Below are 22,526 nucleotides of genomic sequence, written 5' to 3' on the forward strand. Positions count from 1 at the left end.
GTCACGCCTCCTTCACTGCGGACTTGGCCGCGATCTTCTTCGAGCCGGGCTCCTCGACCGGCTCCCACTTCGTCTGGCAGACGTAGCCCTCGAACCTGTCGTCCGGAACCTCCACCACCTGATCCGGCTGGATCTCACGGCCACCGAGCTCCGGCACGTGGACCGGCTCGCTGCCGATGAAGCGCACACGCGCCATCGCTGTACTCCTAGGGTTAGTTGAGACGGGCGAAGCAAGAGACCTGGAAGTCCAGACCCACCACGGCCCCGTTAGCGCTCTGCTGCTGGTACAGGTCACCCGCAGTGAGATGGGCCCACAGAACGGTGCCGTTCAGGGTGGGCGCTGTCGGCGCCGCATTCGTGGCCCGCAGCGCGTCCTCGACCACGGCGACGATCTCGAAGGCCCGCTCACGCCGCGCCGCCATGTCGGTATCGCCCGACCGGGACTCGACGTAGCAGGCGATGGTGAAGGACTCGTCCCGCGTCCTGGCGCCCGCCGCGTTGAAGTCCTGCTGCAACGCGACCGCAGCATCCGCGTTCGGCTGCCAGCCGACGTAGATCCGATCGAGGTCGGTGTGGTTGACCGCGGTCGGGCCGTCCTCGATGTGCACCTCGGCGAGGGACGGCGCCGCGCGCAGAATGTCGAGGAGAGCCGCGACCGCGGCCGGGACCCGGGAAGTCACCATCACGCCACCCCCGGGCCGCTCTTGAACGACTCCAGCAGTTCCAGCACGCGGTTCGGGACCGCGTAGCCGTAACCGATGACTGGCTCGTTCACGTCGTAGTCGTCTGCCGACGATGCAGCGCCACGGGCTGACCCGTACTGGGTGCGCCATAGGTGCTGCAGGAAGATCCGCGCCGCGAGGTTGATGGTGGCGGGGACCGTGCCCCGGCCGGCCGTGTACGTGGCTGTCCAGGGCCCGCCGCAGAACGAGCTGCCGTTCTTCCGCCGCACCTCGCCGATCGCCCCGTACAGGTACAGGCCGGCCACGTCGAGCGCCGTCCCGCCGTCCCGGACCGGCACGAAGCTGGTGAGCGAGACGACCGGCGCCTGCAGCAGCGTCATCGTCGGCCCGCGGGCCTCGACCAACTCGATGACCGTGCGGTTCTCGACCGGGCCGACGATGCCCTCGATCGCCGAGGTGATCGCCTCGATGTACGCCTCCAGCTCTGTGTCGCTGGTCGTCGTCGTGATGCTCAGCTGGGCCTTGGCCTCAGCCAGCGTCAGCAGGGCCACAGCCCACCTCCTACCGGGTCTCGGCCTTCGGCGCCCGACCGCCCCGCCGGGACCGGGCCGCCGTGGTCTCCGACTCCTCCACGGCCTCGGCGCGGACACCGTCCGCCCACGCCGCTGCCGCCTCGTCGTCGAGGTCCACCACGTCGCCCGGGGCCCACGAGAAGTCGACGCCGGCGACGGGCTGCAGTACTCGGATGCGCGCCACCGGCGCCTCCTCTCAACAGGCCGCGGACCCCTTCTCGGGGACCGCGGCAGGATGGGTAGGGATCAGGTCGCCGAGTGGGCGTAGACGCGGAACGCGCTGGTGTCATCCGGCTTCGCGTCCAGACGCATGAAGCCGAAGAAGCCGACCTGCAGGTAGTCGGCGTACCGCTCCTCCAGCCGCATGAGCTGGCCGCCGGAGACCTGCCGCACGACGTAGGCGGCGTTCACGTCGCCGAAGCCGATCGACTTGGCGTTGGCCGCCGGGACGGGCACCCCGTTGTCCACGGTGACGCCGTAGCCGAGGAGGGTGTCGGGGACGCCGATCTGCGTGGACGGCTGCCACAGCGGCAGGCTGTTGCCGTCCTTCAGCTTGCGGACCATCTTCAGCGCCGAGTCCGACATGACGAACCGGGTGGACGGCGACTGGCGGTAGGCCGGGTCGACGGAGTGGATCAGGTCGATCAGGTCGTCGTAGATGATCGACGTGGTCTGACCGGTCGTGCCGGTCTTGCCCGCGGTCGCGTTGGTGAACAGGCCCTCGGGCTGGGTCGTGCCGACGCCGGTGGCGAGGTGCGCGGCGACCGCCCGGCCGATCCGCTCACCGAGCTTGCGCGGCAGCCACGTGTCGATGTCGAACGCGGAGTCCTGCAGCAGCTGCAGAGAGACGCGGACGAGCTTCGAGGTGTAGGTGAACGCGCCGAGGGTCTTCTGCCCCAGGGTGAGGTCCTGCTCGGTGATCTGCGAGTTCTCCGCGAGGATCGCGCCGACGTTCGCGGTGTCGTCGTTCGACGGCCAGTTCAGCGGGTTGCCGGACGTGGTGTTGAGGACGTTGGCGAGGCCGAGGATGCCGCCGTACGCCTTCATCGTCTCGGTGATCCGCTGGAGCGTGTCGGTCGGGATGAAGTAGCCGCCGGCGCTGCCGGGGGAGGTGGCCTGGGCGCGGACCTCGGACATGTTGGACATGAGCAGCTGCCGCTGCTCGTTGTCGAGGCCGCTCATGCCGCCGCGCACGTACTGGCCGAACGCGCCGCGGTAAGCCGCCTCCGGGTCCGCGTTGCTGCGGTCCTCGGCCGGGGGCCCGTCGGCGACGACGAGCTGGTCGCGCTGGACGGTGTCGAGGCGGGCCATGCGCTCCATGCGCTCGACGTCCTCGGACGCCGCGGTGAGGTCGGCCTCGGCGCGGTCCCACGCCTGCCGCTCCTCGGCGGTCAGGTCGCGGTTCTCGCGCTCGGCGGTGGCCCGGATCTCCTGCATCTGGGACCAGGTGTTAGCGCGCTGCTCCAGCGCGCGGGTGAGCAGAGTGCTCATGGCGGTGTGTCCTTTCACGGCACGCCAGACAGCCCCGCGTAGGGGCTGACAGGGATTGGTAGGTGTTGCTAGCGCGGGAGCCCGTAGCGGGCGGCCAGCGCGTTCATGCGCATCGAGATCGGCAGACCAGGGCGCTGAGTGGACACGGCCGGCTCAGCAGGGTCCGCCTGGGCGCGAGTGGGTTCCCCCGGCTCGCGGTCGATGTGCACGAGGTCGAGCAGCTCGGGCCGGAAGCGGGCGCGGGCCTCGACGGCGGCGGGGTCGCCGCGGTGGTCGAGGGCGCGGGCTACGGCCTTCAGCTCGGCCTCGGTCTCGGGGTAGGCGGGGAAGGTGACGGCGGACACCTCGATGAGGCGGACCTCGCGGATCACCCGGACGTCCACGTCGACCGGGTCGGCGCCTTCGACCTCGATGGTCTCGGAGTTCCACTCGTCCTTGATGACGTAGAACCCGAACGACATGCCGGTGACGTTGCCGTTCCGCAGGTTCGCCTTCAGGTCCCGCACGTACGACAGTTCCGTGTCGAGGGCCGAGTCGACCGCGAGGCCGCGCTCGTCCTCCGACAGGGACAGCGTTCCGGCTGACGACCGCGACACCACGTAGTACGAGTCGTGGTCGATCAGCATCCGCGCGTCACCCTCGGACAGGGTCTTCGAGAAGGCGCCCGGGGCGATCTCCTCGTAGAAGCCCCACCGCAGCGGGTTCCCGATCGCCGTCCGCGAGTTGAAGACGGAGGCGTACCCGGCGAACCGGGCGCCGCCCCCGTCGTCGTCAGCGCGGACAGTGAGGCCGGCATCGGTCAGGGACAGGCGTCGCCGCTCAGCCCCGACCATGGTCTTCGTGGGCATCCTCGCCCCTCCCTTCCTGATCGGCAGCCTCAGCCAGCAGCCGCTGCGCCTCAGCCATGAGAGCCGCAGCACGAGCAGCAGCAGGAGCGCCACCGTCGTCGGCCAGCGGGTTGACCCCGAGCGGGGCCATGTACGTCGGCTGCAGGTAGATGTCGCCCTCGGGCCCAATCGGCGGCAGGTCTTCGAGCGCCCGGATGTCGTTCGCGTTGAAAGCGCCGATGTCCCGCATCGCCCGGTAGAACGTGGCCCTGGCCGCGCTGTCGCCGCGCATCAGGCCCTGCAGGGCGTAGTGCGCGTACTCCCCGGTGGGCAGCAGCTCCTTCGTGATCCGCTGCTCGGTCGGCGAGATCCAGGTCGGGCCCAGGTCGAACGTGACCCAGCCCTGCGCCTGCTGCTCCAGGCCGGTTCCCCACGATGTGGACTTGCTCGACTCCATCAGCAGGAAGAGGGGGACACCGAACATCCTGGCCACCTCGGCGACCTGGAACTCGCGGGACTCCAGGAACTGGGAGTCCTTCAGCGGCATCGTCACCGGCTGGAACGAGGCGCCGGCGTCCAGCACGGCCACGTTGTGGCTGTTCTGGATCCCGGACATCTTCGCCTGCCAGCGCGACTTCAGCGCCTGTGCCTGCTCCTGCGTCAGCCGCTGCTCGGTCTGCAGCACGCCCGACACCAGGTTCCCAGCCCCGAAGAGCCGCGCAGCGCCCGTCTCCGCCGCCTGCGCCAGGCCGATGCCCTGGGCCGCGGCCCGGACCGGCGAGCAGCCCGTCAGGCCGTCGTAGCCGAGCCCGGGGATGTGCATGATGTCCCGGGGGCTCAGCCGCCAGACCTTGCCCCAGTCGTCCGTCACCCAGAACCACTTGCCCGATGGGTTCCCCTCAGACGGCTTCTCTCGGCCCACCTGCACCCGGTCCGGAGAGACCGCCCACAGCTCCTTCACCTGACCAGACGGCGCCCGCAGCTTCTGCACGTACCCGTTGCCCCACAGCACGCGGTGTACATACGTCAACCGCCACAGCTCCAGCGGCGTCAGCTCCGGATGCGGATCCGCCAACAGGGCCGAGTCGACCTTGTCCTTCGTGCCCGTCCGGTACGTATGCAGCGGCAGCGCCGCCGACACACCAGCAATCACCGCCACCGACCGCCACACCGCCGGCATGTGCAGTGCTGACGTCTCCGACACCGACACCCCGGCCTGAGTCGGCTGACCACCCATCCACTCCAGCAGCGACGAGTCCGTCAGCGGCACCGTCGGGTTCTCCAGGGACCGCTGCTGACGGAAGAGACCGAAGAGACTCACCCGCCATCACCGCCCTTCTCCCGCTCGTTCTGCGCCCGTTCGACGGCCACCACACCGAGCACCCCAGCCAGCATCAGCGCGGCCGGCACATGCACCATGGCGACCCCCACCAGGGCCACCAGCACAAACAGGACCTCGACGGCCCACAGCAGTCTCACCACAGGATCGGCGCCCTCTCGTCCTCGACCTCAGCCCCGAGCCCCCAACGGGCCAGCGTCACCGCCACCAGCGGAGAGATGTCCACACCCACCCCGCGGCGAGCCCAAGCCCACGCATCCCCCAGAGGCCGCTTCTGCGCCCCTGCCAGGGCCACAGCGAGCGGCGGCTGGTCCAGGTGGCTCACGCCCTGCTCGATGACCGCGTCGTAGAACTGCCCGGTAGCGTCAGCGATCTGCCGCGGCTTGGGCTGCACGATCTCCACGCCCAGTTCGTCGGCCAGATCCTGGATCAGAGACCCGGCCGGGCCGCCTGCGTCCACCACCCAGCACCGCGGCTTGTGCCGCTCGTGCAGGCTCCTGGCCTTCTCCACGACCCAGCCCATACCGGGCTGGTGCGCGATGACCTCGACGTGCGTACCGCCCCGCCACGAGCCCGCTACGGCAATGGCTGCCTGGTCCCGCTCAGGGGTCGCGTCGATCGCCATGGACAGTTCGCCCTCAGGCTGCGACTTCGGGTCTGCCAGGGACCGCCACGCGTCCTCGCCGATGACCTGCCAGGTGTCCGCCTCGTCGCTCGGGTAGTCACCCACGCCGAGCCGCTCCCGCTCGAAGATCCCGGAGGTGCCGAGCGACGCCCGCTCGTTGCGGACGAACTCGCCGCTGATCAGGTAGCCCAGGGAAGGGTTCGCCTTCGCCCACGCCGCGGGGTCATCAGGGCTGTCGTGCTCCGTACAGTCAGGCCGGCACTCGTCCGCGTGCGGGTCCACCGACCACTCGAAGTACGCCAAGCTGGGGTCCGGCACGCCGGCCTCTCTGGCGGCCAGCGCGCGGCGTCTGAGGCGGCCCAGCTGAACGGACGGGGCACCGATGCCGGCGCTGCCCAGGTACCAGAGCTGAGGGTTCGGGACCGCCGACATGGTCGGCATGAGCGCGCCCATGGCGTCGTCGCCGAGGATCATGTCTTCGTCGAGGATGTTGCAGTCCCCGGTAAAGCCGCGGCCACTGCCGCCGGAGCGGGCCAGGAACGCCAGCTTCTGCCCAGTGACCAGCTCGATGGACGTCTCGGTCGTGTTGCTCAACACCCGCTTGACACGTTTCCGCAGGTCAGGGTGCCCAAGGATGAGAGAGCGGATCCGTTCGAACGCGACCCGGGACGTCTTGAACTCGTGCGCCGAGTGGATAATCAGCCGCTCGCCCAGCAGGAACAGCCCGGCCAGCTCCCTGGCTTCGATCACCCCGCCCTTGCCGTTCTGGCGAGGGACGTTCACCGCGACCTCGAACGCCGCCCACTGACCGTCGGCGCGCTCGCGCATGCCGACGTCGAGGACGTGCTGCTGCCACGGGAACAGCTCCAGGCCCGCTTCTGCCGCCAGCTCTACGGCCTCCTGGGCCGCCGACGACGCGAAGACGGGCGGTGCGACGTGCAGGCGAGGCGTCTGGACGCCCCGCAGCTCAGGCTCGGCGAGCACGGACAAGGCCGCCCTCCCTCTGCTGCTGCTTCCTCGCAGCCAGCTCGTCGACCCAGTCCTTCGACTCGGCGACCGGGGCCAGCTTTCGCAGCCCCTCCAGTACGGTGCGTAGCTCCCGCGCGGCGTTCGACTGAGCGGTCACGTTGCCCGGGTTGTCAACCGCCGCAGCAAGCGAGAGAGCGAGTCGCGCCAGGCCAGGGGCCAAGTCGCCGACGCGGAGTTGATCGATCTCGGCTTGGGTCGCTTCGACGTTGGTCGTCATGATCACCCCCGGGTGTGACTCAAAGTGACGGTTACAGAGAGTCGCTATTTACCCGGAAGGTAGGACCGGGGTGATTAGCGATAGGCCCCGTGTAAAAAACCGGGCGACGAGAGCTTTTGGGTCGCCCGCCCCTGGGCTGGATTTTTGACCCACCTCCCCGGGTCGGCCCGTATCGGCGCTGCCTGATCGGGGCTTGGATGCCCTGGTTCGTGGCGCTATGTGACTACGGGTGAGGTGTCTGGGGGTGGGGTGATGGTGGCGTTGGGTTACCAGTCGCGGGATGCCTGGGGCATGGCTGGCCGGGGGAGGCGGGCTCGCTGCCGGTACCACTTGGTCGCGACGGCCTTCATCTCTGGTGACCGCATTGCTTCGATCCGCTGCATGACGATCTGTTCGCCTGGGTCGACTGCTACTACCTGTGCCTCCAGGCGGCGGTAGCGGGCCATCCACTTGGCGCTGGGGAGTGTGTGGATGAGGTAGACGTCCACCTTGTCCAGGTGCTGGCATGCCTCGTCGATGGCTGCGTACCGGGCGCGCTGGGCGACGCGTTGGGCGATGGGTTCGTGGTTCCAGGCTGGTGCGCCGGGGCCGGTGAGTGCGCGGGTGATGAGGTCGAGGTCAATGACGATGTCACGTGCGGTGGCGTGGGCCTGGATCCAGCTGCTCTTCCCTGCGGCTGGTGGGCCGGTGACGACGTACAGCACGGCGTCACCTCCGTTGGCGGTGGCTCTGGATCGCTGCGGCTGAGGCGGCGAGGGCGGGGATGCCGGCGCCCACCACTCCGTTGATCGCGGTCCCGTTACCGAGCGCGAGGCTGATGCCGGCTGCTGCTGTGATGAGCCAGAGGGCAACGGCGAGGTGTGCGTCCGTGGTGGCCACGTCACCTCCGTTGCTGGCACCAGTGGTGGCCGCAGTCGATGAGGTCCGGGTTGCTGTACGCCTCCACGAAGTTGTCCGGGGTGGCGCTGGGCTCGATGTCGAACTGCTGTTCCAGGTCGCGGATGCGGGGTTGTGACGGCCTGTCGTGAGTCTCGCAGCGGCCGGTCAGCCGACGGGTGAGGAAAGCCACGCTCACCACCTCCGTGAGGCTCTGAGTGGCGCTGTGGTGGCCGTGCGGTTGCCCCTGGCGCTGTTGCACCGGCGGTGCATCGAGCGGGCGTTGGCGGGGTCGAGGAGGCTGCCGCCGCGGCTGAGGGGGACGATGTGGTCGAGGGTGAATGACCAGGGCGACCGCGGGTCGAGCGCCGGGTTGATGTAGCCGCCGCAGCGTGCGCAGGGGAAGCCCTTGGCTTTCTGGGCGGCTACGAGGCGGCGGTAGGGGCGCCCGTTGCGGGGGTTGCTGGCCACGGGCGCCTCCAGTGCTACTTCGGGATTGCCCACTCGATGGGGGTTGCGGCCAGTGTCTCGGGGGCGTAGACGACGTAGGCCGGCCGCTGGTCGTTCATGACCGGGAACGAGATCTTGCCCTTGACACACCGGCCGTTCTTCACGGGCTGGTCCATAGGGAACTCCGGCTTCGGCATGTCGCCGCCGCTGCTGCCAGTGACCTTGACGACGGTGCCGTCGGCGTAAGCGAGGGACCAGGGGAACTGGGTGACGGTCAGGGTCCTGCCGGCCTCGCTGCACACCTTCGCCTCGACGGTGGCCCACACGTTGCCACCCTGGGTGGCGGGGTCGGGCGGCTGGGGACCCTTGACCGGCTGGGTGTAGCTGAGGGCGGCGACGGTGAACTTGACGTCCTCGATGGTGACCTTGGCGGTCTCGCCGATCGTGTAGGTCGTGTCGGTCGGGGTGGAGCTCGGGGTGCTGGGGGTGGGCTCGGGGCTCACGCTGGTCTTGCTGACGGTCGGGCTGGCCGGCGCCGGGGTCGCGGGTTTGTCGTTGCCGCATGCGGTGAGGGTGAGGAGGGTTACGGCGGTGATGGTGATGGGCTTGATGCGCATCGGGTCAGCCTGCCGGGCTTGGCGTCTGTGTGTGGGGGCTGTGTTCGTTCTGTGACGTGGTTGTGGCCCCGGTCGTCGGGGGGATCGACCGGGGCCACTCGCGCACTGCCCCATGCACCCTCTGCCAGCTTCCGGGCATGCCGGAACTGCCTGTGACTGTAGACGAGACGTCTCGTCTATGCAACGTGGGCGCGAAGAAGCCCCGCCGGGGTTCCACGTCGGCGGGGCTTCTCTTCGAGCAGCAGCGTGCACTGATGGTCCTACGGTACGACCGGGGACTGGCAACGGGGTGTCATGGCCGCCACGTGTCGCGGTAGTTCGGGTGGTCGGCGTACGGCAGGGCGAGGAGGCGCAGCGTCGGACACGGTGGTTCGTGCTCGCAGTGTGCGCAGAAGAGACTGGAGCCTTCGGTGTGCAGCTCCAGGATCTGCCGTTTGGCTTCGACCTCGGCCAGCACCCGCTCCTGGGTCCACCCGTGTTCGGTGTCGGCCCAGTTCCGCAGCTTCGCCATGTCGTCGTAGCCCTCGACGGGCCGGGGGTACCGCGTGATCACGGCGTTGCCGCCCGGGCGGATGTGCAGCCAGACGTAGCCGTCGTCCTGCACGCTCGGTGAGGGGAAGATGCCGCGCCGGGCCTTGGCGTCCCGTTCGTCTTCGTCGAGGCGGGCGAGGAGGAACTGCACGAGGTCGTCCATGCGCTCCATCATCGCTCCTTCGGCGTGCCGGGCGTGGGCTTCTGCGGGGGCTTGACCCAGCCTCCGCGGCTGCTGCTGTAGGTCGTCTCGTGGCCCTTCAGTCGCGGGTCGGACGGCTCGACCTTGGGCTTGCGTAGTGCCATCAGACGCGCTCCTTTACGAGCCAGTGGTGGGGGTTGTCGGGGTCCTGGACGATGTCCACACGGTCGTTGTTGGTGTTGGCGTTGGCGGCCCCTGAGCTGCAAGAACAACGGTCCTGAGAGGGGCTGGAAGTGGTGGGGGAGGGGGGCGGGATGTCGTCCGCGTGTACGCCGGGTCCGTTGCCGGCGGGGGTGCGGACTCCCGCGCGAACCCGGATGCCGGCCTCGTCGAGGAGGTGGCGAACGGTCTTGGTGTCGGGGAGTTCCGCGGCCTCGCGGAGGGCGGTGAGGAGGACACCGTTCCCGCCCTCACCGAGGGCCTGGAGAACGGCCACGATGTCGACTGGCTCCAGCTCGGGCTCGACGTCGTCGGGGGCGTCCCGGCGGCGCTTGGCGACCCAGCCGCGCGCCTTGCGGACTCCGGCGGCGGTGACGAGCCCCGCGGTGTACACGCCGACGTCCGGGTAGGCGTAGACGACGCCGAGGGCCGCACCGATGCCGAGGGCGACCACGCAGCCGCCGGCGGCCCGGGAGGCGCCGGACGGCTCCCCCGCGGGCTGCTCGACGGGCTCAGGGGCCGCGGTCATCCGATCCACCCGAACAGGACCTGCCCGGAGGCGTTGGTGGCCTGGGCGAGGGGGACGGCGGCGAGTCCCGCGATGCTGGACGAGGTGCCGAGGGACAGGCCGCACCAGGTGCCCAGTTTGAGGTCGGGTCCGCTCTTGGTGGCCTTGATGGCGGCGATGAACGCGACGGTGAGGATGACCATGAGTCCGGCGCCGTCGGCGGTGAGGGGCAGGTAGGTGCCGCGGGAGGAGATGCCGGCTTCGCCGTCGACGCCGAGGACGAGGGCGATGTCGCCGAGCCAGTTGGTGATCCACAGCATGCCGTCGAAGGCCCAGCCGATGAGTCCGCCGACGGCGAGGACTCCGAGGGCGCCGTAGGCCCATCCGGCGAGGAAGGGGAGGAGGCGGCCGGCGTGCTGGACGGGGTTGGCCTGGAGGGGCTTGAGGCCGGGCCACCAGCGCTTGATGAGGTACCAGGCGAGGACGGCGAGACCGACGACGATGGCGCCACGGGTTGCCCAGATCACGGGTGCACCTTCTTGTTCTCGTTGAGGAGGCGGGTGCGGATGCGTCCGGCTCGGGTCTGGCCGATGGCGAGTGCGGCCTTGATGGAGCGCGCACTCGGGGGTGCACCGGTCTTGGCGGTGACGTCGTCCCAGTGGGTGCGGGCGGCGTCCATGAACTCGGCGTCTGAGTCGTCGTCCTCGGTGTCCGCGGGTGTGGTCTCGGGTGCGGGCTCGGTCTCGGGTGCGAGTGCACTCGTGGTGGGCGGGGCGGGTACGGGTGCGACTTCGGCGGGGGGCTCGGGGGTGCACTCGGTGCAGTGCCAGTCGACGGGCCAGCCGTGGGTGCACTTCTCGACCTCAGGTGCGGGCGGCGGGGGGTCGACAGGCGCCGGGTGCACCTCGGCGGGTGCGGGTGCGTTCTGCCCGGCCTCGATCAGGTCCCTGGTGCCCGCGGGAACGTCCCAGAGGAGTTCCTTGCGGGTGCGGGTGTGCCAGAGGGCGTGCACTCGCCACAGGACGAGGGGTGCGAGTGCACCTACGGCGGAGATGAGGGCCCAGTCGACGGCGAGTACGCCGGCGGTGACGAGGTGGCTGGCGACGTTGACGGCGCACATGACGAGTACGGCGAGGAAGACGTCTCGGCGGACCTGGAGTGCGCGGATGACGTAGAGGTCGAGTGCGCCGGGTACGCAGGCGGCGACCCAGGGGTGCACTCCGGTGGCGACGGCGAGGGTGTACTCGGCGTGGGCGGTGCCGATGAGGGTGCAGGCGAGTGCGCCGCGGAGGACCCAGTCGGTACGGGTGCGGGTGCGGGGGCTCATCGGGTGTGCTCCTGCTTGCTCATGGTGTCGCGGACGGCTGCGGCCTGGTCGTAGTCGCGGGCGCATGCGGCGTGGGTGGCCGGGGCGTCGACGATGGGGTTCGGCCGCGGGGTGCGGTCGGGCTCGGGCGCCGGCTCGTAGCGGGGGGTGTCCATCAGACGTGCGTCCTTCCGACGATCGCGCGGAGCCGGAGGGCGTACTCGCCCCTCGTCTCCGTGAGCCGCGGGGAGGGGAGCAGCCGCAGGAGCGCCCCGACAACCTCGGTGGCGTGCTCGGGGTCGTGGCCGGCGCGGTCGGCGGCGTAGGAGGCGGCGAGGTGCCGTCGGGACGCCTCGACGATGCGGTCCGTCGGCCGGATCTCGGTGAGGTAGTCGGCGATGAGGACGGCGATCGAGCCGACCACGTTGTGGAGGGCCTGGGCGTGGACCTGGCGCAGGGCTTCATCGGGCTGGGTGGGGTGGGTACGGTGTGCCATAGCTGTCTCTCCTGGTTGGTCAGGTGGGATAGCTGGCCCCGGCCTGTGGAGCTGCGAACTCCGGTCGGGGCCGTTTGCGTACGGCTGGAGGTGGGCTCCGGGCCGTTGTGTAGTCACGCTACACGCGTGTAGGCTCACTACACAAGACGGCTACGTAGATCCGCCTCCCGACACACCGGAGGGACGGCATGGAGGACGAGGCAGAGGAGGTGCAGCGCGTGCTCGACGCGATCGACGCCATCGCCGCGGGGCAGCCGCCGGCGGTTCGGGCGAGACGGCTCACGGAGATGCTCAACTCCGTGCAGGAGCGGGTCCGGCGTGAGCGGCAGCAGGCCGTGCGGGAGATGCACGACGGGGGCATGACGTACCGGCAGATTGCGAAGGAGCTGGACATCAGCTTCGGGCGCGTTCGGCAGATCCTCGCCGAGGACACAGACCCACCGGCCTCCGAGTAGCACGAAGCCCCCGTCCGGATGTTCGGCGGGGGCTTCTGCGTGCCCGGACGCTTCGGGGCGCTCCGAAGCGCGCAGGTCAGGCGGCGATGGCGGGTCGGTCGGTCCACTGGGTGTGGCAGCCGGCGCATGAGGCGCGGGGGCCGCGGAGGGTGACCTGGCCGCCGCAGTGGGGGCAGGGGCGGGCGAGGGGGAGGGCGGTGTGTTCCCCTCGGTCGAGGGCTTGTTCAGCGCGCCAGAGGGCTGTGCGGACGCTGGCGCGGATGTCGTGGTGGTCGGTGTCGGCGAGGAGTCGGAAGGGTCCGGGGAGGGCGTTGACGCGGGCGGTGAGCCAGTTGAGGGCGGATTCGAGGGGGAGGGCGGCGCCGATGGGCCAGCGGCGGGGGTCGGCGGCGTCGTGCGCGGCTCGGTCCTTTCGGCGGGCGGCTTTGCGTGGGGAGAGGACGAGTCCGTGGGGGTTGGCGATTAGGGGGGCGATCTGGATGCGGGAGGCGATGAGGTCGGCGCAGTCCCTCATGTCGTGGGTGATGGCCAGCATCGTCTCGTGGATGTCGAGGCGGATGGGGATGGGGCGGGGGCCGACGGGTTTGTCGCCGGCCTGTCGGATGGGGGTGGGTGTGGTGGTGGTGTCGGGGTCGCGGGTGTCGGCGAGGTGGTTGCGGATGCCGGTGCCGTACCAGGTGCGGCTGGTGGGGGCGCCGAGGCTGTCGGTGAGGTCGTCCCAGCGGAGGCCGAGGAGGTGGAGGGCTGCGCGGGTGGTGGTCACGGTGCTCCTTGGTGCGGGCCGCCCCGGGTGGTGGGGCGGCCTGGGGGGGGTGTCCGGGTCAGGTGGTGCTGTCGAGGGCGGCGCGGATGTGGCGGAGGCAGGCGAGGTATCCGCCGATGAGGTCGCCGTTGGTGGGGTTGTCGTTGACGGCGGACTCGATTCGGTCGCACTCGGCGCGGACGCGTGCGATGGCGGCCTCGGCCTTCTTGGCGCGTTCCTCGGCGTGGTGTCGTGCCCAGTTCTGTTCGTTGATGGCTTTGGCGCCGTTGTCGAGGAGCAGTTGGGCGTCGGCGCGCACCTGGTCGAGGTCGGCGCGTGCGGCGTCCCGTTCCTGCTCGACTTCGCGGATCGCTTGGTCGGCTGCGGCGATGCGTCCGTTCATCTCCTCCACGGTTCGGGTCTGTCCGCTGATGGTGCGGCGCAGGTCCTCGGCTTCGGCGAGGTCGGTGAGGACGCAGTCTCGGAGGCGGTCGGCGTCGGCGGGGGTGAGGCGGTCGAGGCGGTCGAGGAGGGTGCGGAGGGTGGTATGGCGGTTGGCGCGGTCGGTGGCGCGCTGTCGGCGGACGGCGTGGGGCTGGGTCACGGCTGGCTCCCGTTGATGGCGCGGGCGACGTTGGTGGCGGTCTGCCACATGCGGTGGCCGGGCTCGTGCTCGCGGAAGGGGGCGAGCCAGGCGAGGGCGTTGGCGGTTTCGTCGAGCCAGTTCGCGACGGGGTCAGCGAGGCCGGCGAGGGGCCCTTCGAGGCTGGGGGCAGCGGTGCGGAGGGTGTCGGCGGCTTGCTGGAGTTCGGTGGCGGTGGCCCAGGTGGTGCGGCGGGTGCCGAGTGGGGCGGGGGTGGGCTGGGTCATCGCTGGTCCTCCACGGTGTCGGCTGCGGCCAGGGTCTCGGCGTCCTGCTCCTCGGGGGTGACCCACGTGCAGTCGTCGCCGGGGTCGTGGTCGTCGGTGAGGTGCTGGATGACGGCCCGCATCTCGTCGGCCCATTCGGCGGGAACGTGGATGGGGACGTTGTCGCTGCGGCAGGCCGTGTCGGCGAGGTGGCCGTGGTCGTTGCCGCGCCAGCACCACCAGCCGACGGGCACCAACTGCTCGGTGTCGTGTGCTTCGGCCGGCTGCCCGACAGCGGGGGCGGTCATGGTCATGCGGCCGGGCTGGAACCCGGACAGGGGCACGGTGGTGAACGCTGCCCCGGTGTCGTCCTGTCCGGTGGTCTGGCGGGCGGCGCGGTCCGGGTTGGTGAGGCAGGACGCCGGGTCGATGCCGGCGCAGTTGTCGCAGGCGTGCGGGGTGGTCTGGCGGGCGGCGGTGCGGGCGGCGTCCCGGATCCCGGCCACCACCTCCTCCACGCGGCTGGTGGGCAGGTACAGGGTGATGCCGTTCTCGACCTGGATGCCGACGGCGGGAAGGGGCGGCTCACCTGCCTGCTGGGCGATGGCGGTGGGGCGGGCGGTGAGGTGGTCGCCGTAGTAGTCGCGGATCTCGAAGGTCACGGTGGGCTCCTGGTGGTGGGGGTCGTCCCGGAGGACGGCCCGACGACAGAGGGTCAGGCGGAGGGGCGGGTGTTGTGCTCGGGGCAGGCGGTGCCGCCGTTGGGGTCGTCCCAGCCGAGGTCCTTGCGGGCGTCCTGGGCGTCCTCGCGGGTGTCGTACTCGCCGTCCATGTGGCCGAAGCAGACGTCGCACTGGACGCGGTACGTGGGCGTGATGGGCATGTGCTGCTCCTGGTGGTTGGTGGGATGCTGGGGGCGGTCCCGCTCGCGCTGCCTGCGAGCGGGACCGTGTGCGTGTCAGGCGGTCTTGCGTCGGCGGTCGCGTTCGCGGGTGCGGCGGGCTTCGGCGTAGTCGTCGTGCCAGTCCCAGCCGTCGAGGGCTTCGAGGAGGGCGCGGCGGTGCTCGTTCTGCTCCTGGGGGGTCCAGGGGCGGAGGGGTGGCCGCGGGGACGGGGCGGGGTTGTGGGGGCCGCCGAAGGTGCCGTCGGGGATGGCTTCGTCGAGGAGGAGTTGGCCGGGGACGTGGGTGGCGGGTGCCTGGTCGAGGTGGGCGCGGGCGCCGGCGAGGCGCTGGGCCGGGGTCACGCGGCGGCCTGCTGCTGGCTGGTGCGCTTCTCGGCCTCGACCACGATGGCGAGGAGTTGGGCGCGGATGGGGCTGGTGTTGATGGCGCCGCCCCATTCGGCGGGGGGGATGCGTCCGTTCCACGGGTCCTGGCCGATGAGGCGGAGCTGGTCGACGAGGTCGGGGTGCCGGTAGGCGAGGCGCTTCCGCTGGGTGTTGGCGATGGCCTCCTGCTCGCGGGTGTGGCGGAGGAACTCGCCGAGGCTGCCTTGGGCGCGGAGGGCTGCGATGTCGCGGACGTCGATGTCGGTCACGGCTGCTCCAGGGCCATCTGTCCGGCGGCCTCACGGGCAGCGCGGCGGGTAGCGGCGGCGGTCTGCCGGTGGTGGTCGCGGTCGTAGTGGAGGTGGCAGCCCTGGCACATGGCGCGGAGGTTGGCCGGGTCGCAGTTCTCCGGGGTGTGGTCGAGGTGGGCGACGGTGAGCACGACCCGGGAACCGGTGCCGTACGCCGTGCCGCCGTTCTGGTTGGGGCAGCGGCCGGGGTGGGTGCCTCGCCCGCACTCGCCGAGGCACTCGCACTGTCCGGCGGCGCGCTCGGTGCGGATCGTGAGGCTGATCTCCGGCCAGTTGGCGGGGTACCGGTTGCGGTTCTCCGGGCGGATGGGCATCAGGACTCCTCGGTGATGGGGTCGAGGCGGTTGGCGGAGAGGTGGCGGCGGGCGTCGATCTCGGCCTGGTCGGTGAGGCGGATGGGTTCGCCGGCGGCGGCCCTCTTGCGGGCGGGGTGCGGCTGTCGGGGCTTGCGGCGCCAGGCCGACTTGCAGGGGCGGCCGATGGCGGCGGCGCAGTCGGGGCAGATGACGCCCAGGGGGCCCGTGGCGCGGCGTTCGACGGTCGGGCGGGGCTCGGGGCCGCCGTCGGCGTTTACGGCTGGCACGGCGCCGCTGATGAGTTCGGCGAGAACGGGGTGCGGACCGCCCTCCAGCATCGGCGCGGTCGACGGGGCGGGTACGGCACCGGAGGCGACGGCCTCGAGCTGGCCGCGGTAGCGGGCGAGGTACTCGAGCGGGGTCTCGTCGGGGTCGCCCTCGTAGGCGAAGTTCTCCAGACGCTCGGCCCGGATCTTCGCGCGGAGGTCCCGGACGTGGTGCGGCATGATCCACAGCCGGGTCTCGGGGTTCTTCGGGGTGGTCGAGTAGTAGCGGACGACGGCGTCCTTGGCGTCCTGGTCGAGGGGCACGTCGTGGAGTGCGGCGGCCCATGCCTGGGCGGCGAGTTCGGAGGGCTGCCGGTTGTCGAACCCGCAGCAGATGGCCAGGAGCCTGGCCGCTTCGGAGACGTTCACGTGTGGTCCTAGAGGTCGTTGGCGTACTTGGCGTCGATGGCGAGCCAGCCGGCCGCCTTGGCGTCGGTGCCGTTGAGCTGGTGGACGGGTGCCAGCGAGGGGACGGGGGTGCCCGCGGGTGCGGCGTCGGGGAGTTGGCGCCAGGCGGGAAGGAAGTAGCGGCCGGAGCGGGGAGGTGTCCGGGCTCCTTGCCAGCTGGCGTTGGCGGAGGTGACGAGCGCCGGCAGGCCGCAGCGGCGGATGAGGGCCTCGATGAGGAGCCATTCGCTGCTGGTGAGTTCCCAGCCGACGAAGAGGTTGGCGGCCTGGAGGGCGGTGACGAGGGGTTCGCAGCTGGCGGGGATCCGCGGGCGGTCTCCGATGTGTGCGATGGAGGCGCCGGGGGGTGGGCCGTCTGTCTTACTAACGTCTTCCTTCTCCTTCTCCGAAGGAGAAGGAAGGACGGGACGGGACGGGGCGCCGTTACTAACGCCGTTACGAATCCCGCTGACCTGCGACGATGACTGATTCTCGGCGTCGGTTCGCTGCGCGTTCGTGTCGCCGTCGTGTCGCCGTCGTGCGTCCGTCGCGTCATCCGGGGCGGAATCCGAGGGGGGCGTAACGCCGTTACGGTTGCCGTTACGCTTCGCCTCGCGCTCCGCCTTCTTCCGGTCCCGCCACGCCTGCTGCCGGGCGGCGTTCGCCTCCCGCTCGGCCTTCACCTTCGCCCGGCCGGGGTTGTACTCCAGGTAGTCGTGGATCACCCACCCCACCTCGGCCCGGTCCCACAGGCCGGCCGCCTCCAGCTCGGCAGCGACCGTCTTGATCCCGCGGACCCGGGTGATGAGGGGGAGTTCCTTCTCCAGGATCCGGCCCTCGGTCAGGTTCTCGGAGGACCAGCAGAGAGCGGACACGTACAGGCGGAAGGCCCGGTCGGACAGCAGCGCGACCTTCCGGTGCGACGGGAAGCGGTCGTCGAGGCGGACCCACGGCATGTGCGGCTTCTTCCTAGAGTGCGGGGTGGGTGGTTCGGGCCCGGGGCGCGACGGCCCCGGGCGGGTGGTCAGGCGGCGGGGAGGGTGGAGCCGGTGGTGCGGAGCCGGCGGTCCGCGGCCGCGTTCGCGTGGCGGCACGGGTCACAGGCGGGCTCGCCCTTCGACCGGTGCCGGTGGTAGCCACGGCGCGTCCCGCACTCCACCGGCCCACGCGACACCGGCTTCGGCTTCGGCTGCGGGACGGGCTCGGGCTCCTCGACGGCGGCCGGCTTGCGGAGGCGGCGGCGTTCACGCTCGGACAGGCCGCCCCACACGCCGTGCCGCTCGTCGTGCTCCAACGCCCAGGCCAGGCACTCGACCCGCACCGGGCACACGAAGCACACGCTCTTCGACGCCTTCGTCGAGCCGCCCTTCTCCGGGAAGAAGGACTCCGGGTCGGTCTGCGCGCACACGGCGCCGTCGACGATCTCCAGCGGCAGGAGAGGGATCACGCGGCCGCCCCCCTGTCCCGGCGCTCGCCGGTCCGCAGCTCGCGGAGAACCTCGCGGACGTGCTTGGCGGACAGACCGACCCGGGCGCCGATCACGTCGTCGCTCAGCCCGTACGAGCCGAGGTGCGCGATCTCCTCCCGCCGCAGGTCGCCCAGCTCGTTGCGGGACAGGCCCTGCTCGGCCGCCGCGGGGTCGAACTCCGGGTCGTCGATGTGGCCGTAGTCCTCCCACCACACCGGATCCGGCCAGCCGCGACGCCGAGCCAGAGCCCGGGACTTCTGCGCACCCACCAGCGAGACCCCATGGTCCTCGGGCGTCTCGTCCCTCAGCTGCGCATAGGTGGCGACGATCGCGTCAGCCGTCGACCGGAAGATGTACGGCTGGTAGTTGATCCGGGAGATGCCCCGCGGGTTCTGGCCGATGTACGTGGCCAGGGTCGTGAACGGCCATCCGATCGCGACGAGCGCCTGGAGACGACGCGCGCTGCCCGTGACCGGCAGGACCTTCCGCTGCATGCCCTCGACCGTGAGCGCGAGGACAGTAGCCTCCGTTTCCCGGCGGACCTGCTTCGACTGGCCGGACGCGATCTGTCGGACGTGCCCGTCGTGCAGGCCCGACTGCTCGGCGATCTGGCTGTAGGAGATGCCGGCGTCGTGCAGCGCGTTGAGGTGCCGGTACGTCGGGGTTGCGTCGATGTACGGCTGCCAGGTGCCGTAGCCGCGGAGCCGGTAGACCTGCCGCTGGTAGGCGTTCTTCGCGGCGCGGCAGATCTCACAGCGGCACTTCTTGGTGAAGACCCAGGTGGGCGACCCGTGGCCTTCGGTGGTGGTGCCCGTGGCGGGGCGGGTGGTCAGCCCCGCCACGGGAGACTCGGTGGTCACTGCGCGGTCCTCCTGTTCCGGAAGATGCGGTTCTTCTCTGCCCCGGCACGTCGGCACAGCTCGCAGCGGCAGTAGTAGTTCTGGTAGGTCGACGCCTTTCCGTGACCGGCGATGTCGGCCAGCGCCGGATCGGCCGCACGGCGCTGGTTGCGGGCGAGCTGGTCGGCAGCGTGCGCCGCCTTGCAGTCGTTGCAGGGGACCTCGTTGTAGGCGCGGTGGCGGTGGTAGGCGGCGTTCGTTCCGCACGGCTGGAGGTCGGTCACGACTCTCCCTTCGCGTGCAGCTGCTGGTCGTGGAGCTCGGTCGCCAGCTGCATCTCGTACAGGCGCCGGTCGAGGGCCTCGGCCCTGGCCTCAGCTACCCGCCGAGCGGACTGCTCCTTGACGAGGTCGGCCCGGAGCAGGGAGTGGGCCAGGCAGAGGTCGTTGAAGGCGCGGCGGGAGATGAAGGGGAGACGCATCACTCACCGCCGCCGGGCTGCGCGGTCTCGGGCCAGTCCGTCGAACCCTCGACGTCCTCCCACACCGTGTCGTCGGTGTCCTCGCGGGTCACCGCGTACTCGGCCTCCGCCGGCGCCGGGGCGACCGGCAGCGTGGCCGGACCGGTCACCGCGGCGATGCTGAGCGGCGCCTGCGGCGGGACGACCTCCGCGTGCACGGTGCCCTCCAGCTCCTCCGCGACGTACGGCATGCCGTGCAGCGCATCGGAGGCGATCAGCCGGCACAGCTCGCCCGTCGCGCGGGCCACGAGCATCGTCTTCGGCTGCTTCTTCCACTGGTCCTTGCCGAGGAGCCCCAGCCGCTGGGCGCGGGGGATGTCCCACTCCGTGTACTGCCACGCCTCGGCGCCTCGCCGGCGGCCGCGCATCTTGCAGTACGTGTCGGTCGACTCGACCAGCTCGACCTCGTGCCCCTGGGCCTGAACGATGCCGCGCATGGCGTGAGCGCGGAGCGCGGGCTGCCCCTGGATGACGTCGATGGATTTCAGCGACGTCATCGGCTGCAACCCGAGCTCGTGCCCGGCGAGGATGACGGCGACGATCTCGTCGCGCTTCCCGCGGTAGGCGCCGGCGAGGGTGGTGCTGGCGATGGCCTGGGCGATGCCGGAGATGGCGGCCGCTTCGCGGGCCCACTTCTCCAGCGAGGAGTCGACGGTCTGGTTGGCGGGGACCGCGACGGGCGCGGCCTCGCGGGTGGCGAGTTCGGTCACTTCAGGTACTCCTCGGCCTGGCGGACGGTGTCCCAGGAGGGCATGCCGATCTGCGGGATTTCGGTGGTGGGCCCGGTCCAGTCGGGCCAGAAGCCGGTGGACTCGCACTCGGCGTAGATGCGCAGGGCCTTCTCGTTGCGGGCGCGGCCGATGTCGCGGTCCTGCTGGTGGAGTTCCCGCACGGTGATCAGGTAGGGGGCGGTCTTCGACTGGAACACGAAGACGAAGCGGACCTGCTCGGGGGCGAGGACGGCGGTGATGCCGTCCACGTAGAACGCGTCCTGCTGGTGGTACGCCCGGTCGCGGATCGCCCGGGACACCGCCGCCGGCAAGGCGTCGGCGCACGACTTGTAGTCGACGGCGAGGATCAGGCCGGGCAGCTGCTTCATCCAGTCCGGCCGGACCCGGCACCGCACACCGGTGCCCGGGTCCGTCCAGTACAGGGACTGCTCGGCCAAGCCGGTACCGGACTTCAGCAGCGGGCCCGCGTGGGGGTGAGCCCGCAGCGCCTCCGCCATCCCGGTGACCTGATCGAACTCCGCCTGCTTCAGCGGGACCGCGCCGCGGGCACGGATCTCACGGACCTTGGCCTTCGCCACGTTCGTGTCCCAGCGGGCGCCCTCGACGACCTCCAGGTCCGGGCCCTCACCGAGCACCAGCTTGTGCGCGGCGTGCCCCAGATCGAACATCTTCTTCGGCGCCGGCGGCTGGTCCCGGTCGTACTTGAACTGCGCCGGGCACGACGGGTCGAGAAGCGCACGCAGACCAGACGACGAGATCGACGAACGGTCCGCGTGGTACACCTCAGCCGGCACACCGTCCCGCATCTCCGGCGGGGTCAGAACGGGGGTGCCCATTCGGGTCCCTCCTTCGGCTCGGTGCAGACACGCCACTGGGTGCCGTTCTCGGTCTGATGCAAGGCGGTCAGGTCGAAGCCCGCGTGGGCTCCGAGGACACACCGACGGAGCGAGCCGGTCACCGGGTTGAACAGGGCCTCGGGGCACTGCGGTTCGTCACTCACGCGGCACCTCCGCAGGTGCAGTCCTCGAACGTGCCCTTGCAGTCCGGGCAGCGGCCGGTGGTCTGGTGGGGGATGGCCGGCAGGTCGTGGGGGACGGCGTACCGGCTGGCGAGCGGACCGTCGTGCGGGTCCTCCTGCTGACGCTGCTGCGGAACCGGCGGCAGCTTGTCCTCGGCGGGCCAGCCCACCGGCAGGCCGAGGGCCTCCGACAGCTGACGGCGGGACTCCGCGTGGCCCTGCCACCGGTTGTAGTCGTGCGCGTTGTCCGGGTGGCAGTTGAGGATGCTGGTGATGTAGCTGGCCCGGTCGGCGCAGAACTTGGCGACCAGCGCGGCAGCGGCCTCCAGCTCGGCGTTCCTTGCCTTCAGCTTGGCGCCGTACTCGCGCCGCCCCTGAGACTCGTTCGTCCGCTTCCGGGCGATCTTCTGTACGTCGCGCAGCAGCGAGGTACGCCGCTCCAACGACTGCTCCAGCTCGGCGACCCGGGCCCGCAGCCTGTCCAGCTCCGCCGCGTCCTTCGCCGAGAGGACCGTGTGCGAGCCGTTCTCGTGGCGCACGATCGTGTCCCCGATGAACGCCGTCATCCGCGTCGGACCGTTCCCGAACTTGATGCCGGTGTTCACCAGCTGGCTGTTCACGTAGTCGAAGTGCGGCTTCGCGTACACGTCCACGGCGTCCAGCCAGGCGTCGATCTTCCACAGGTTGTCGGCCGTAACCAGCCGCTCCTCACGGGCGCTCACGCGGCACGCTCCAGCAGCTCGTCCGCCGGACGCTCCGACAGCGCGGGCAGACCGCACCCCGCCAACTTGATCGTCGCCGCCACGTCGCGACCGTCCACCGACCGCACGACCAGCCCCTGCACGGACAGCCACGAGTCACCGTTCGACTTCAGCTCCACGCCTTCGACGTCGAACCCGAGGGCCTCACGCCACGCCTCGAACTCCCAGTGGTCGACCTGGAACGTGACGCTCGTCGCCCAGTACGTGTGGAACACGACGTACGGCGCGGGCAGCAGCGGGTTTTCGGCAGCAAGCAGCGCCACCAGACGCAGCGCCTCGGCCTGCTGGCCGATCGTCGGGGTAGGGTTGGGGTTCATGGATTCCACTCCTCTGTAGTGGGGTTCAGGGGTCGCAGGGACCAGGCCCGGTCCGGCGGCCCCGTTTCTGTTTCTGGGGGTCAGGCCGCGAGACGGCGGCGCCGCTTCGGCTGTGCCGGGATGCGGTGCATGGCCGCGATCTCCGCCCGGTCCTCCGGGCTGAACATCAGCCGGCGGCCCATGCGGTGGGCGGGGAAGCCCATGTGGTTCACGCCGTCACGGAGCCGGCGGGCACCGATGCCGAGCCGCCGGGCGGTCTCGGTGACGTCGGTGAAGTCCTCGATGGTGGGTACGGCGGTGAGCGCCAT

At 70.8% G+C, this 22,526-nt stretch carries 41 protein-coding genes and 1 pseudogene; 1 reads left to right on the forward strand and 41 read right to left on the reverse strand.

The genetic code is table 11. The features are described 5' to 3' along the window. Window position 1: 1 nt before the first annotated feature. The 21 genes from ACFVU3_RS00435 to ACFVU3_RS00535 form a co-directional block, all read right to left on the reverse strand. Window positions 2-196, reverse strand: coding sequence for a hypothetical protein (locus tag ACFVU3_RS00435; RefSeq protein ID WP_390062374.1), 195 nt, complete (start codon window positions 194-196; stop codon window positions 2-4). A gap of 16 nt (window positions 197-212) precedes the next feature. After that, window positions 213-683 carry a hypothetical protein gene (locus ACFVU3_RS00440; protein ID WP_390062989.1) on the reverse strand — a complete coding sequence of 157 codons (471 nt, stop codon included), beginning with the start codon at window positions 681-683 and terminating at the stop codon, window positions 213-215. Next, window positions 683-1,234 (reverse strand): head-tail connector protein, encoded by a 552-nt coding sequence (locus ACFVU3_RS00445; RefSeq protein ID WP_390062375.1) that lies wholly within the window; start codon window positions 1,232-1,234, stop codon window positions 683-685. Before ACFVU3_RS00445 ends, ACFVU3_RS00440 begins: the two co-directional genes overlap by 1 nt. 10 nt (window positions 1,235-1,244) lie before the next feature. Next, entirely contained in the window at window positions 1,245-1,439 is a 195-nt protein-coding gene (locus ACFVU3_RS00450) for a hypothetical protein (protein WP_390062377.1), read from the reverse strand. Between the two features lie 62 nt (window positions 1,440-1,501). Next, window positions 1,502-2,746 (reverse strand): phage major capsid protein, encoded by a 1,245-nt coding sequence (locus tag ACFVU3_RS00455; RefSeq protein ID WP_390062379.1) that lies wholly within the window; start codon window positions 2,744-2,746, stop codon window positions 1,502-1,504. Between the two features lie 68 nt (window positions 2,747-2,814). Beyond that, window positions 2,815-3,594 carry an HK97 family phage prohead protease gene (locus tag ACFVU3_RS00460; RefSeq protein ID WP_390062380.1) on the reverse strand — a complete coding sequence of 260 codons (780 nt, stop codon included), beginning with the start codon at window positions 3,592-3,594 and terminating at the stop codon, window positions 2,815-2,817. Next, window positions 3,566-4,894: a phage portal protein gene (locus tag ACFVU3_RS00465; protein WP_390062382.1), complete on the reverse strand. Its 1,329-nt coding sequence runs from the start codon at window positions 4,892-4,894 to the stop codon at window positions 3,566-3,568. Before ACFVU3_RS00465 ends, ACFVU3_RS00460 begins: the two co-directional genes overlap by 29 nt. Then, on the reverse strand, window positions 4,891-5,052 hold the full coding sequence (locus ACFVU3_RS00470; protein ID WP_390062383.1) for a hypothetical protein: 162 nt from the start codon (window positions 5,050-5,052) through the stop codon (window positions 4,891-4,893). The genes ACFVU3_RS00465 and ACFVU3_RS00470 overlap by 4 nt, the downstream gene beginning before the upstream one ends. Further along, on the reverse strand, window positions 5,049-6,521 hold the full coding sequence (locus ACFVU3_RS00475; RefSeq protein ID WP_390062991.1) for a terminase: 1,473 nt from the start codon (window positions 6,519-6,521) through the stop codon (window positions 5,049-5,051). Before ACFVU3_RS00475 ends, ACFVU3_RS00470 begins: the two co-directional genes overlap by 4 nt. Continuing rightward, window positions 6,505-6,783 carry a hypothetical protein gene (locus ACFVU3_RS00480; RefSeq protein ID WP_390062385.1) on the reverse strand — a complete coding sequence of 93 codons (279 nt, stop codon included), beginning with the start codon at window positions 6,781-6,783 and terminating at the stop codon, window positions 6,505-6,507. Before ACFVU3_RS00480 ends, ACFVU3_RS00475 begins: the two co-directional genes overlap by 17 nt. Before the next feature lie 266 nt (window positions 6,784-7,049). After that, on the reverse strand, window positions 7,050-7,487 hold the full coding sequence (locus ACFVU3_RS00485) for an AAA family ATPase (RefSeq protein ID WP_390062387.1): 438 nt from the start codon (window positions 7,485-7,487) through the stop codon (window positions 7,050-7,052). 176 nt (window positions 7,488-7,663) lie between these two features. Continuing rightward, a complete protein-coding gene (locus ACFVU3_RS00490; RefSeq protein WP_390062389.1) occupies window positions 7,664-7,852 on the reverse strand; it encodes a hypothetical protein in 189 nt (62 codons plus the stop codon). 2 nt (window positions 7,853-7,854) lie between these two features. After that, window positions 7,855-8,130: an HNH endonuclease signature motif containing protein gene (locus tag ACFVU3_RS00495; RefSeq protein WP_390062391.1), complete on the reverse strand. Its 276-nt coding sequence runs from the start codon at window positions 8,128-8,130 to the stop codon at window positions 7,855-7,857. A 14-nt stretch (window positions 8,131-8,144) separates the two neighbouring features. Continuing rightward, window positions 8,145-8,726 (reverse strand): DUF4352 domain-containing protein, encoded by a 582-nt coding sequence (locus ACFVU3_RS00500; protein ID WP_390062393.1) that lies wholly within the window; start codon window positions 8,724-8,726, stop codon window positions 8,145-8,147. A gap of 292 nt (window positions 8,727-9,018) precedes the next feature. Beyond that, a complete protein-coding gene (locus ACFVU3_RS00505) occupies window positions 9,019-9,420 on the reverse strand; it encodes a DUF6221 family protein (RefSeq protein WP_390062394.1) in 402 nt (133 codons plus the stop codon). An 8-nt stretch (window positions 9,421-9,428) separates the two neighbouring features. Next, a complete protein-coding gene (locus tag ACFVU3_RS00510; protein ID WP_390062396.1) occupies window positions 9,429-9,563 on the reverse strand; it encodes a hypothetical protein in 135 nt (44 codons plus the stop codon). Then, window positions 9,563-10,147 carry a hypothetical protein gene (locus ACFVU3_RS00515; protein ID WP_390062398.1) on the reverse strand — a complete coding sequence of 195 codons (585 nt, stop codon included), beginning with the start codon at window positions 10,145-10,147 and terminating at the stop codon, window positions 9,563-9,565. The genes ACFVU3_RS00510 and ACFVU3_RS00515 overlap by 1 nt, the downstream gene beginning before the upstream one ends. After that, entirely contained in the window at window positions 10,144-10,653 is a 510-nt protein-coding gene (locus tag ACFVU3_RS00520) for a hypothetical protein (protein ID WP_390062400.1), read from the reverse strand. The genes ACFVU3_RS00515 and ACFVU3_RS00520 overlap by 4 nt, the downstream gene beginning before the upstream one ends. Further along, the gene (locus tag ACFVU3_RS00525) at window positions 10,650-11,453 is read right to left on the reverse strand and encodes a hypothetical protein (protein ID WP_390062402.1); all 804 of its coding nucleotides are present in this window, start codon (window positions 11,451-11,453) and stop codon (window positions 10,650-10,652) included. Before ACFVU3_RS00525 ends, ACFVU3_RS00520 begins: the two co-directional genes overlap by 4 nt. Continuing rightward, window positions 11,450-11,608 (reverse strand): hypothetical protein, encoded by a 159-nt coding sequence (locus tag ACFVU3_RS00530; RefSeq protein ID WP_390062404.1) that lies wholly within the window; start codon window positions 11,606-11,608, stop codon window positions 11,450-11,452. Before ACFVU3_RS00530 ends, ACFVU3_RS00525 begins: the two co-directional genes overlap by 4 nt. Next, window positions 11,608-11,928, reverse strand: coding sequence for a hypothetical protein (locus ACFVU3_RS00535; protein WP_390062406.1), 321 nt, complete (start codon window positions 11,926-11,928; stop codon window positions 11,608-11,610). The genes ACFVU3_RS00530 and ACFVU3_RS00535 overlap by 1 nt, the downstream gene beginning before the upstream one ends. Window positions 11,929-12,116: 188 nt before the next feature. Between ACFVU3_RS00535 and ACFVU3_RS00540 the strand changes: the two genes are divergently transcribed. Beyond that, the gene (locus ACFVU3_RS00540) at window positions 12,117-12,383 is read left to right on the forward strand and encodes a helix-turn-helix domain-containing protein (RefSeq protein WP_390062408.1); all 267 of its coding nucleotides are present in this window, start codon (window positions 12,117-12,119) and stop codon (window positions 12,381-12,383) included. Window positions 12,384-12,459: 76 nt separating this feature from the next. Here ACFVU3_RS00540 and ACFVU3_RS00545 read toward each other — a convergent pair whose 3' ends face one another. From ACFVU3_RS00545 to ACFVU3_RS00640, 20 genes and pseudogenes are all read right to left on the reverse strand, one after another. Then, window positions 12,460-13,146, reverse strand: a complete 687-nt coding sequence (locus ACFVU3_RS00545) for a hypothetical protein (protein ID WP_390062410.1) — start codon at window positions 13,144-13,146, stop codon at window positions 12,460-12,462. Between the two features lie 58 nt (window positions 13,147-13,204). Then, window positions 13,205-13,729: a hypothetical protein gene (locus tag ACFVU3_RS00550; protein ID WP_390062412.1), complete on the reverse strand. Its 525-nt coding sequence runs from the start codon at window positions 13,727-13,729 to the stop codon at window positions 13,205-13,207. Beyond that, complete coding sequence (locus ACFVU3_RS00555; RefSeq protein ID WP_390062413.1) at window positions 13,726-13,995, reverse strand: hypothetical protein; 270 nt, start codon at window positions 13,993-13,995, stop codon at window positions 13,726-13,728. Before ACFVU3_RS00555 ends, ACFVU3_RS00550 begins: the two co-directional genes overlap by 4 nt. Next, window positions 13,992-14,636: a hypothetical protein gene (locus tag ACFVU3_RS00560; protein WP_390062415.1), complete on the reverse strand. Its 645-nt coding sequence runs from the start codon at window positions 14,634-14,636 to the stop codon at window positions 13,992-13,994. Before ACFVU3_RS00560 ends, ACFVU3_RS00555 begins: the two co-directional genes overlap by 4 nt. Window positions 14,637-14,689: 53 nt before the next feature. Continuing rightward, window positions 14,690-14,857, reverse strand: a complete 168-nt coding sequence (locus ACFVU3_RS00565) for a hypothetical protein (RefSeq protein WP_390062416.1) — start codon at window positions 14,855-14,857, stop codon at window positions 14,690-14,692. Between the two features lie 75 nt (window positions 14,858-14,932). After that, the gene (locus ACFVU3_RS00570; protein ID WP_390062417.1) at window positions 14,933-15,220 is read right to left on the reverse strand and encodes a hypothetical protein; all 288 of its coding nucleotides are present in this window, start codon (window positions 15,218-15,220) and stop codon (window positions 14,933-14,935) included. Continuing rightward, window positions 15,217-15,513, reverse strand: a complete 297-nt coding sequence (locus ACFVU3_RS00575) for a hypothetical protein (protein WP_390062418.1) — start codon at window positions 15,511-15,513, stop codon at window positions 15,217-15,219. Before ACFVU3_RS00575 ends, ACFVU3_RS00570 begins: the two co-directional genes overlap by 4 nt. Next, window positions 15,510-15,869 (reverse strand): hypothetical protein, encoded by a 360-nt coding sequence (locus tag ACFVU3_RS00580; RefSeq protein ID WP_390062420.1) that lies wholly within the window; start codon window positions 15,867-15,869, stop codon window positions 15,510-15,512. Before ACFVU3_RS00580 ends, ACFVU3_RS00575 begins: the two co-directional genes overlap by 4 nt. Next, window positions 15,869-16,546, reverse strand: a complete 678-nt coding sequence (locus tag ACFVU3_RS00585; protein WP_390062422.1) for a hypothetical protein — start codon at window positions 16,544-16,546, stop codon at window positions 15,869-15,871. Before ACFVU3_RS00585 ends, ACFVU3_RS00580 begins: the two co-directional genes overlap by 1 nt. 8 nt (window positions 16,547-16,554) lie before the next feature. Next, complete coding sequence (locus tag ACFVU3_RS00590; RefSeq protein WP_390062424.1) at window positions 16,555-17,520, reverse strand: hypothetical protein; 966 nt, start codon at window positions 17,518-17,520, stop codon at window positions 16,555-16,557. A gap of 263 nt (window positions 17,521-17,783) precedes the next feature. Continuing rightward, window positions 17,784-18,011: pseudogene (locus ACFVU3_RS00595) on the reverse strand (WhiB family transcriptional regulator); the annotation flags it as partial. After that, window positions 18,008-18,892 carry a hypothetical protein gene (locus ACFVU3_RS00600; RefSeq protein WP_390062426.1) on the reverse strand — a complete coding sequence of 295 codons (885 nt, stop codon included), beginning with the start codon at window positions 18,890-18,892 and terminating at the stop codon, window positions 18,008-18,010. The gene ACFVU3_RS00600 and the pseudogene ACFVU3_RS00595, both read right to left, overlap by 4 nt. Beyond that, window positions 18,889-19,155: a hypothetical protein gene (locus tag ACFVU3_RS00605; protein ID WP_390062428.1), complete on the reverse strand. Its 267-nt coding sequence runs from the start codon at window positions 19,153-19,155 to the stop codon at window positions 18,889-18,891. The genes ACFVU3_RS00600 and ACFVU3_RS00605 overlap by 4 nt, the downstream gene beginning before the upstream one ends. Continuing rightward, the gene (locus tag ACFVU3_RS00610) at window positions 19,152-19,352 is read right to left on the reverse strand and encodes a hypothetical protein (RefSeq protein WP_390062429.1); all 201 of its coding nucleotides are present in this window, start codon (window positions 19,350-19,352) and stop codon (window positions 19,152-19,154) included. Before ACFVU3_RS00610 ends, ACFVU3_RS00605 begins: the two co-directional genes overlap by 4 nt. Further along, the gene (locus tag ACFVU3_RS00615; RefSeq protein WP_390062431.1) at window positions 19,352-20,101 is read right to left on the reverse strand and encodes a hypothetical protein; all 750 of its coding nucleotides are present in this window, start codon (window positions 20,099-20,101) and stop codon (window positions 19,352-19,354) included. Before ACFVU3_RS00615 ends, ACFVU3_RS00610 begins: the two co-directional genes overlap by 1 nt. Further along, on the reverse strand, window positions 20,098-20,958 hold the full coding sequence (locus ACFVU3_RS00620) for a PD-(D/E)XK nuclease-like domain-containing protein (RefSeq protein WP_390062432.1): 861 nt from the start codon (window positions 20,956-20,958) through the stop codon (window positions 20,098-20,100). The genes ACFVU3_RS00615 and ACFVU3_RS00620 overlap by 4 nt, the downstream gene beginning before the upstream one ends. After that, window positions 20,940-21,122, reverse strand: a complete 183-nt coding sequence (locus ACFVU3_RS00625; protein WP_390062434.1) for a hypothetical protein — start codon at window positions 21,120-21,122, stop codon at window positions 20,940-20,942. The genes ACFVU3_RS00620 and ACFVU3_RS00625 overlap by 19 nt, the downstream gene beginning before the upstream one ends. Next, the gene (locus ACFVU3_RS00630) at window positions 21,119-21,862 is read right to left on the reverse strand and encodes a hypothetical protein (protein ID WP_390062436.1); all 744 of its coding nucleotides are present in this window, start codon (window positions 21,860-21,862) and stop codon (window positions 21,119-21,121) included. The genes ACFVU3_RS00625 and ACFVU3_RS00630 overlap by 4 nt, the downstream gene beginning before the upstream one ends. Further along, window positions 21,859-22,218 carry a hypothetical protein gene (locus ACFVU3_RS00635; RefSeq protein ID WP_390062438.1) on the reverse strand — a complete coding sequence of 120 codons (360 nt, stop codon included), beginning with the start codon at window positions 22,216-22,218 and terminating at the stop codon, window positions 21,859-21,861. Before ACFVU3_RS00635 ends, ACFVU3_RS00630 begins: the two co-directional genes overlap by 4 nt. A gap of 80 nt (window positions 22,219-22,298) precedes the next feature. Further along, window positions 22,299-22,526 carry a hypothetical protein gene (locus tag ACFVU3_RS00640; RefSeq protein WP_390062440.1) on the reverse strand — a complete coding sequence of 76 codons (228 nt, stop codon included), beginning with the start codon at window positions 22,524-22,526 and terminating at the stop codon, window positions 22,299-22,301.

Origin of the sequence: Streptomyces sp. NPDC058052 (assembly GCF_042885515.1) — a bacterium.
Lineage (GTDB): Bacteria > Actinomycetota > Actinomycetes > Streptomycetales > Streptomycetaceae > Streptomyces.

Bases quoted from the DNA above. Each gene is read 5' to 3' on its own strand.
- ACFVU3_RS00435 (WP_390062374.1), bottom strand. From the start codon at position 196: ATGGCGCGTGTGCGCTTCATCGGCAGCGAGCCGGTCCACGTGCCGGAG.
- ACFVU3_RS00440 (WP_390062989.1), bottom strand. From the start codon at position 683: ATGGTGACTTCCCGGGTCCCGGCCGCGGTCGCGGCTCTCCTCGACATT.
- ACFVU3_RS00455 (WP_390062379.1), bottom strand. From the start codon at position 2,746: ATGAGCACTCTGCTCACCCGCGCGCTGGAGCAGCGCGCTAACACCTGG.
- ACFVU3_RS00460 (WP_390062380.1), bottom strand. From the start codon at position 3,594: ATGCCCACGAAGACCATGGTCGGGGCTGAGCGGCGACGCCTGTCCCTG.
- ACFVU3_RS00480 (WP_390062385.1), bottom strand. From the start codon at position 6,783: ATGACGACCAACGTCGAAGCGACCCAAGCCGAGATCGATCAACTCCGC.
- ACFVU3_RS00500 (WP_390062393.1), bottom strand. From the start codon at position 8,726: ATGCGCATCAAGCCCATCACCATCACCGCCGTAACCCTCCTCACCCTC.
- ACFVU3_RS00505 (WP_390062394.1), bottom strand. From the start codon at position 9,420: ATGGACGACCTCGTGCAGTTCCTCCTCGCCCGCCTCGACGAAGACGAA.
- ACFVU3_RS00510 (WP_390062396.1), bottom strand. From the start codon at position 9,563: ATGGCACTACGCAAGCCCAAGGTCGAGCCGTCCGACCCGCGACTGAAG.
- ACFVU3_RS00515 (WP_390062398.1), bottom strand. From the start codon at position 10,147: ATGACCGCGGCCCCTGAGCCCGTCGAGCAGCCCGCGGGGGAGCCGTCC.
- ACFVU3_RS00525 (WP_390062402.1), bottom strand. From the start codon at position 11,453: ATGAGCCCCCGCACCCGCACCCGTACCGACTGGGTCCTCCGCGGCGCA.
- ACFVU3_RS00530 (WP_390062404.1), bottom strand. From the start codon at position 11,608: ATGGACACCCCCCGCTACGAGCCGGCGCCCGAGCCCGACCGCACCCCG.
- ACFVU3_RS00535 (WP_390062406.1), bottom strand. From the start codon at position 11,928: ATGGCACACCGTACCCACCCCACCCAGCCCGATGAAGCCCTGCGCCAG.
- ACFVU3_RS00540 (WP_390062408.1), top strand. From the start codon at position 12,117: ATGGAGGACGAGGCAGAGGAGGTGCAGCGCGTGCTCGACGCGATCGAC.
- ACFVU3_RS00555 (WP_390062413.1), bottom strand. From the start codon at position 13,995: ATGACCCAGCCCACCCCCGCCCCACTCGGCACCCGCCGCACCACCTGG.
- ACFVU3_RS00565 (WP_390062416.1), bottom strand. From the start codon at position 14,857: ATGCCCATCACGCCCACGTACCGCGTCCAGTGCGACGTCTGCTTCGGC.
- ACFVU3_RS00580 (WP_390062420.1), bottom strand. From the start codon at position 15,869: ATGCCCATCCGCCCGGAGAACCGCAACCGGTACCCCGCCAACTGGCCG.
- ACFVU3_RS00590 (WP_390062424.1), bottom strand. From the start codon at position 17,520: ATGCCGTGGGTCCGCCTCGACGACCGCTTCCCGTCGCACCGGAAGGTC.
- ACFVU3_RS00610 (WP_390062429.1), bottom strand. From the start codon at position 19,352: ATGCGTCTCCCCTTCATCTCCCGCCGCGCCTTCAACGACCTCTGCCTG.
- ACFVU3_RS00620 (WP_390062432.1), bottom strand. From the start codon at position 20,958: ATGGGCACCCCCGTTCTGACCCCGCCGGAGATGCGGGACGGTGTGCCG.
- ACFVU3_RS00635 (WP_390062438.1), bottom strand. From the start codon at position 22,218: ATGAACCCCAACCCTACCCCGACGATCGGCCAGCAGGCCGAGGCGCTG.
- ACFVU3_RS00640 (WP_390062440.1), bottom strand. From the start codon at position 22,526: ATGGCGCTCACCGCCGTACCCACCATCGAGGACTTCACCGACGTCACC.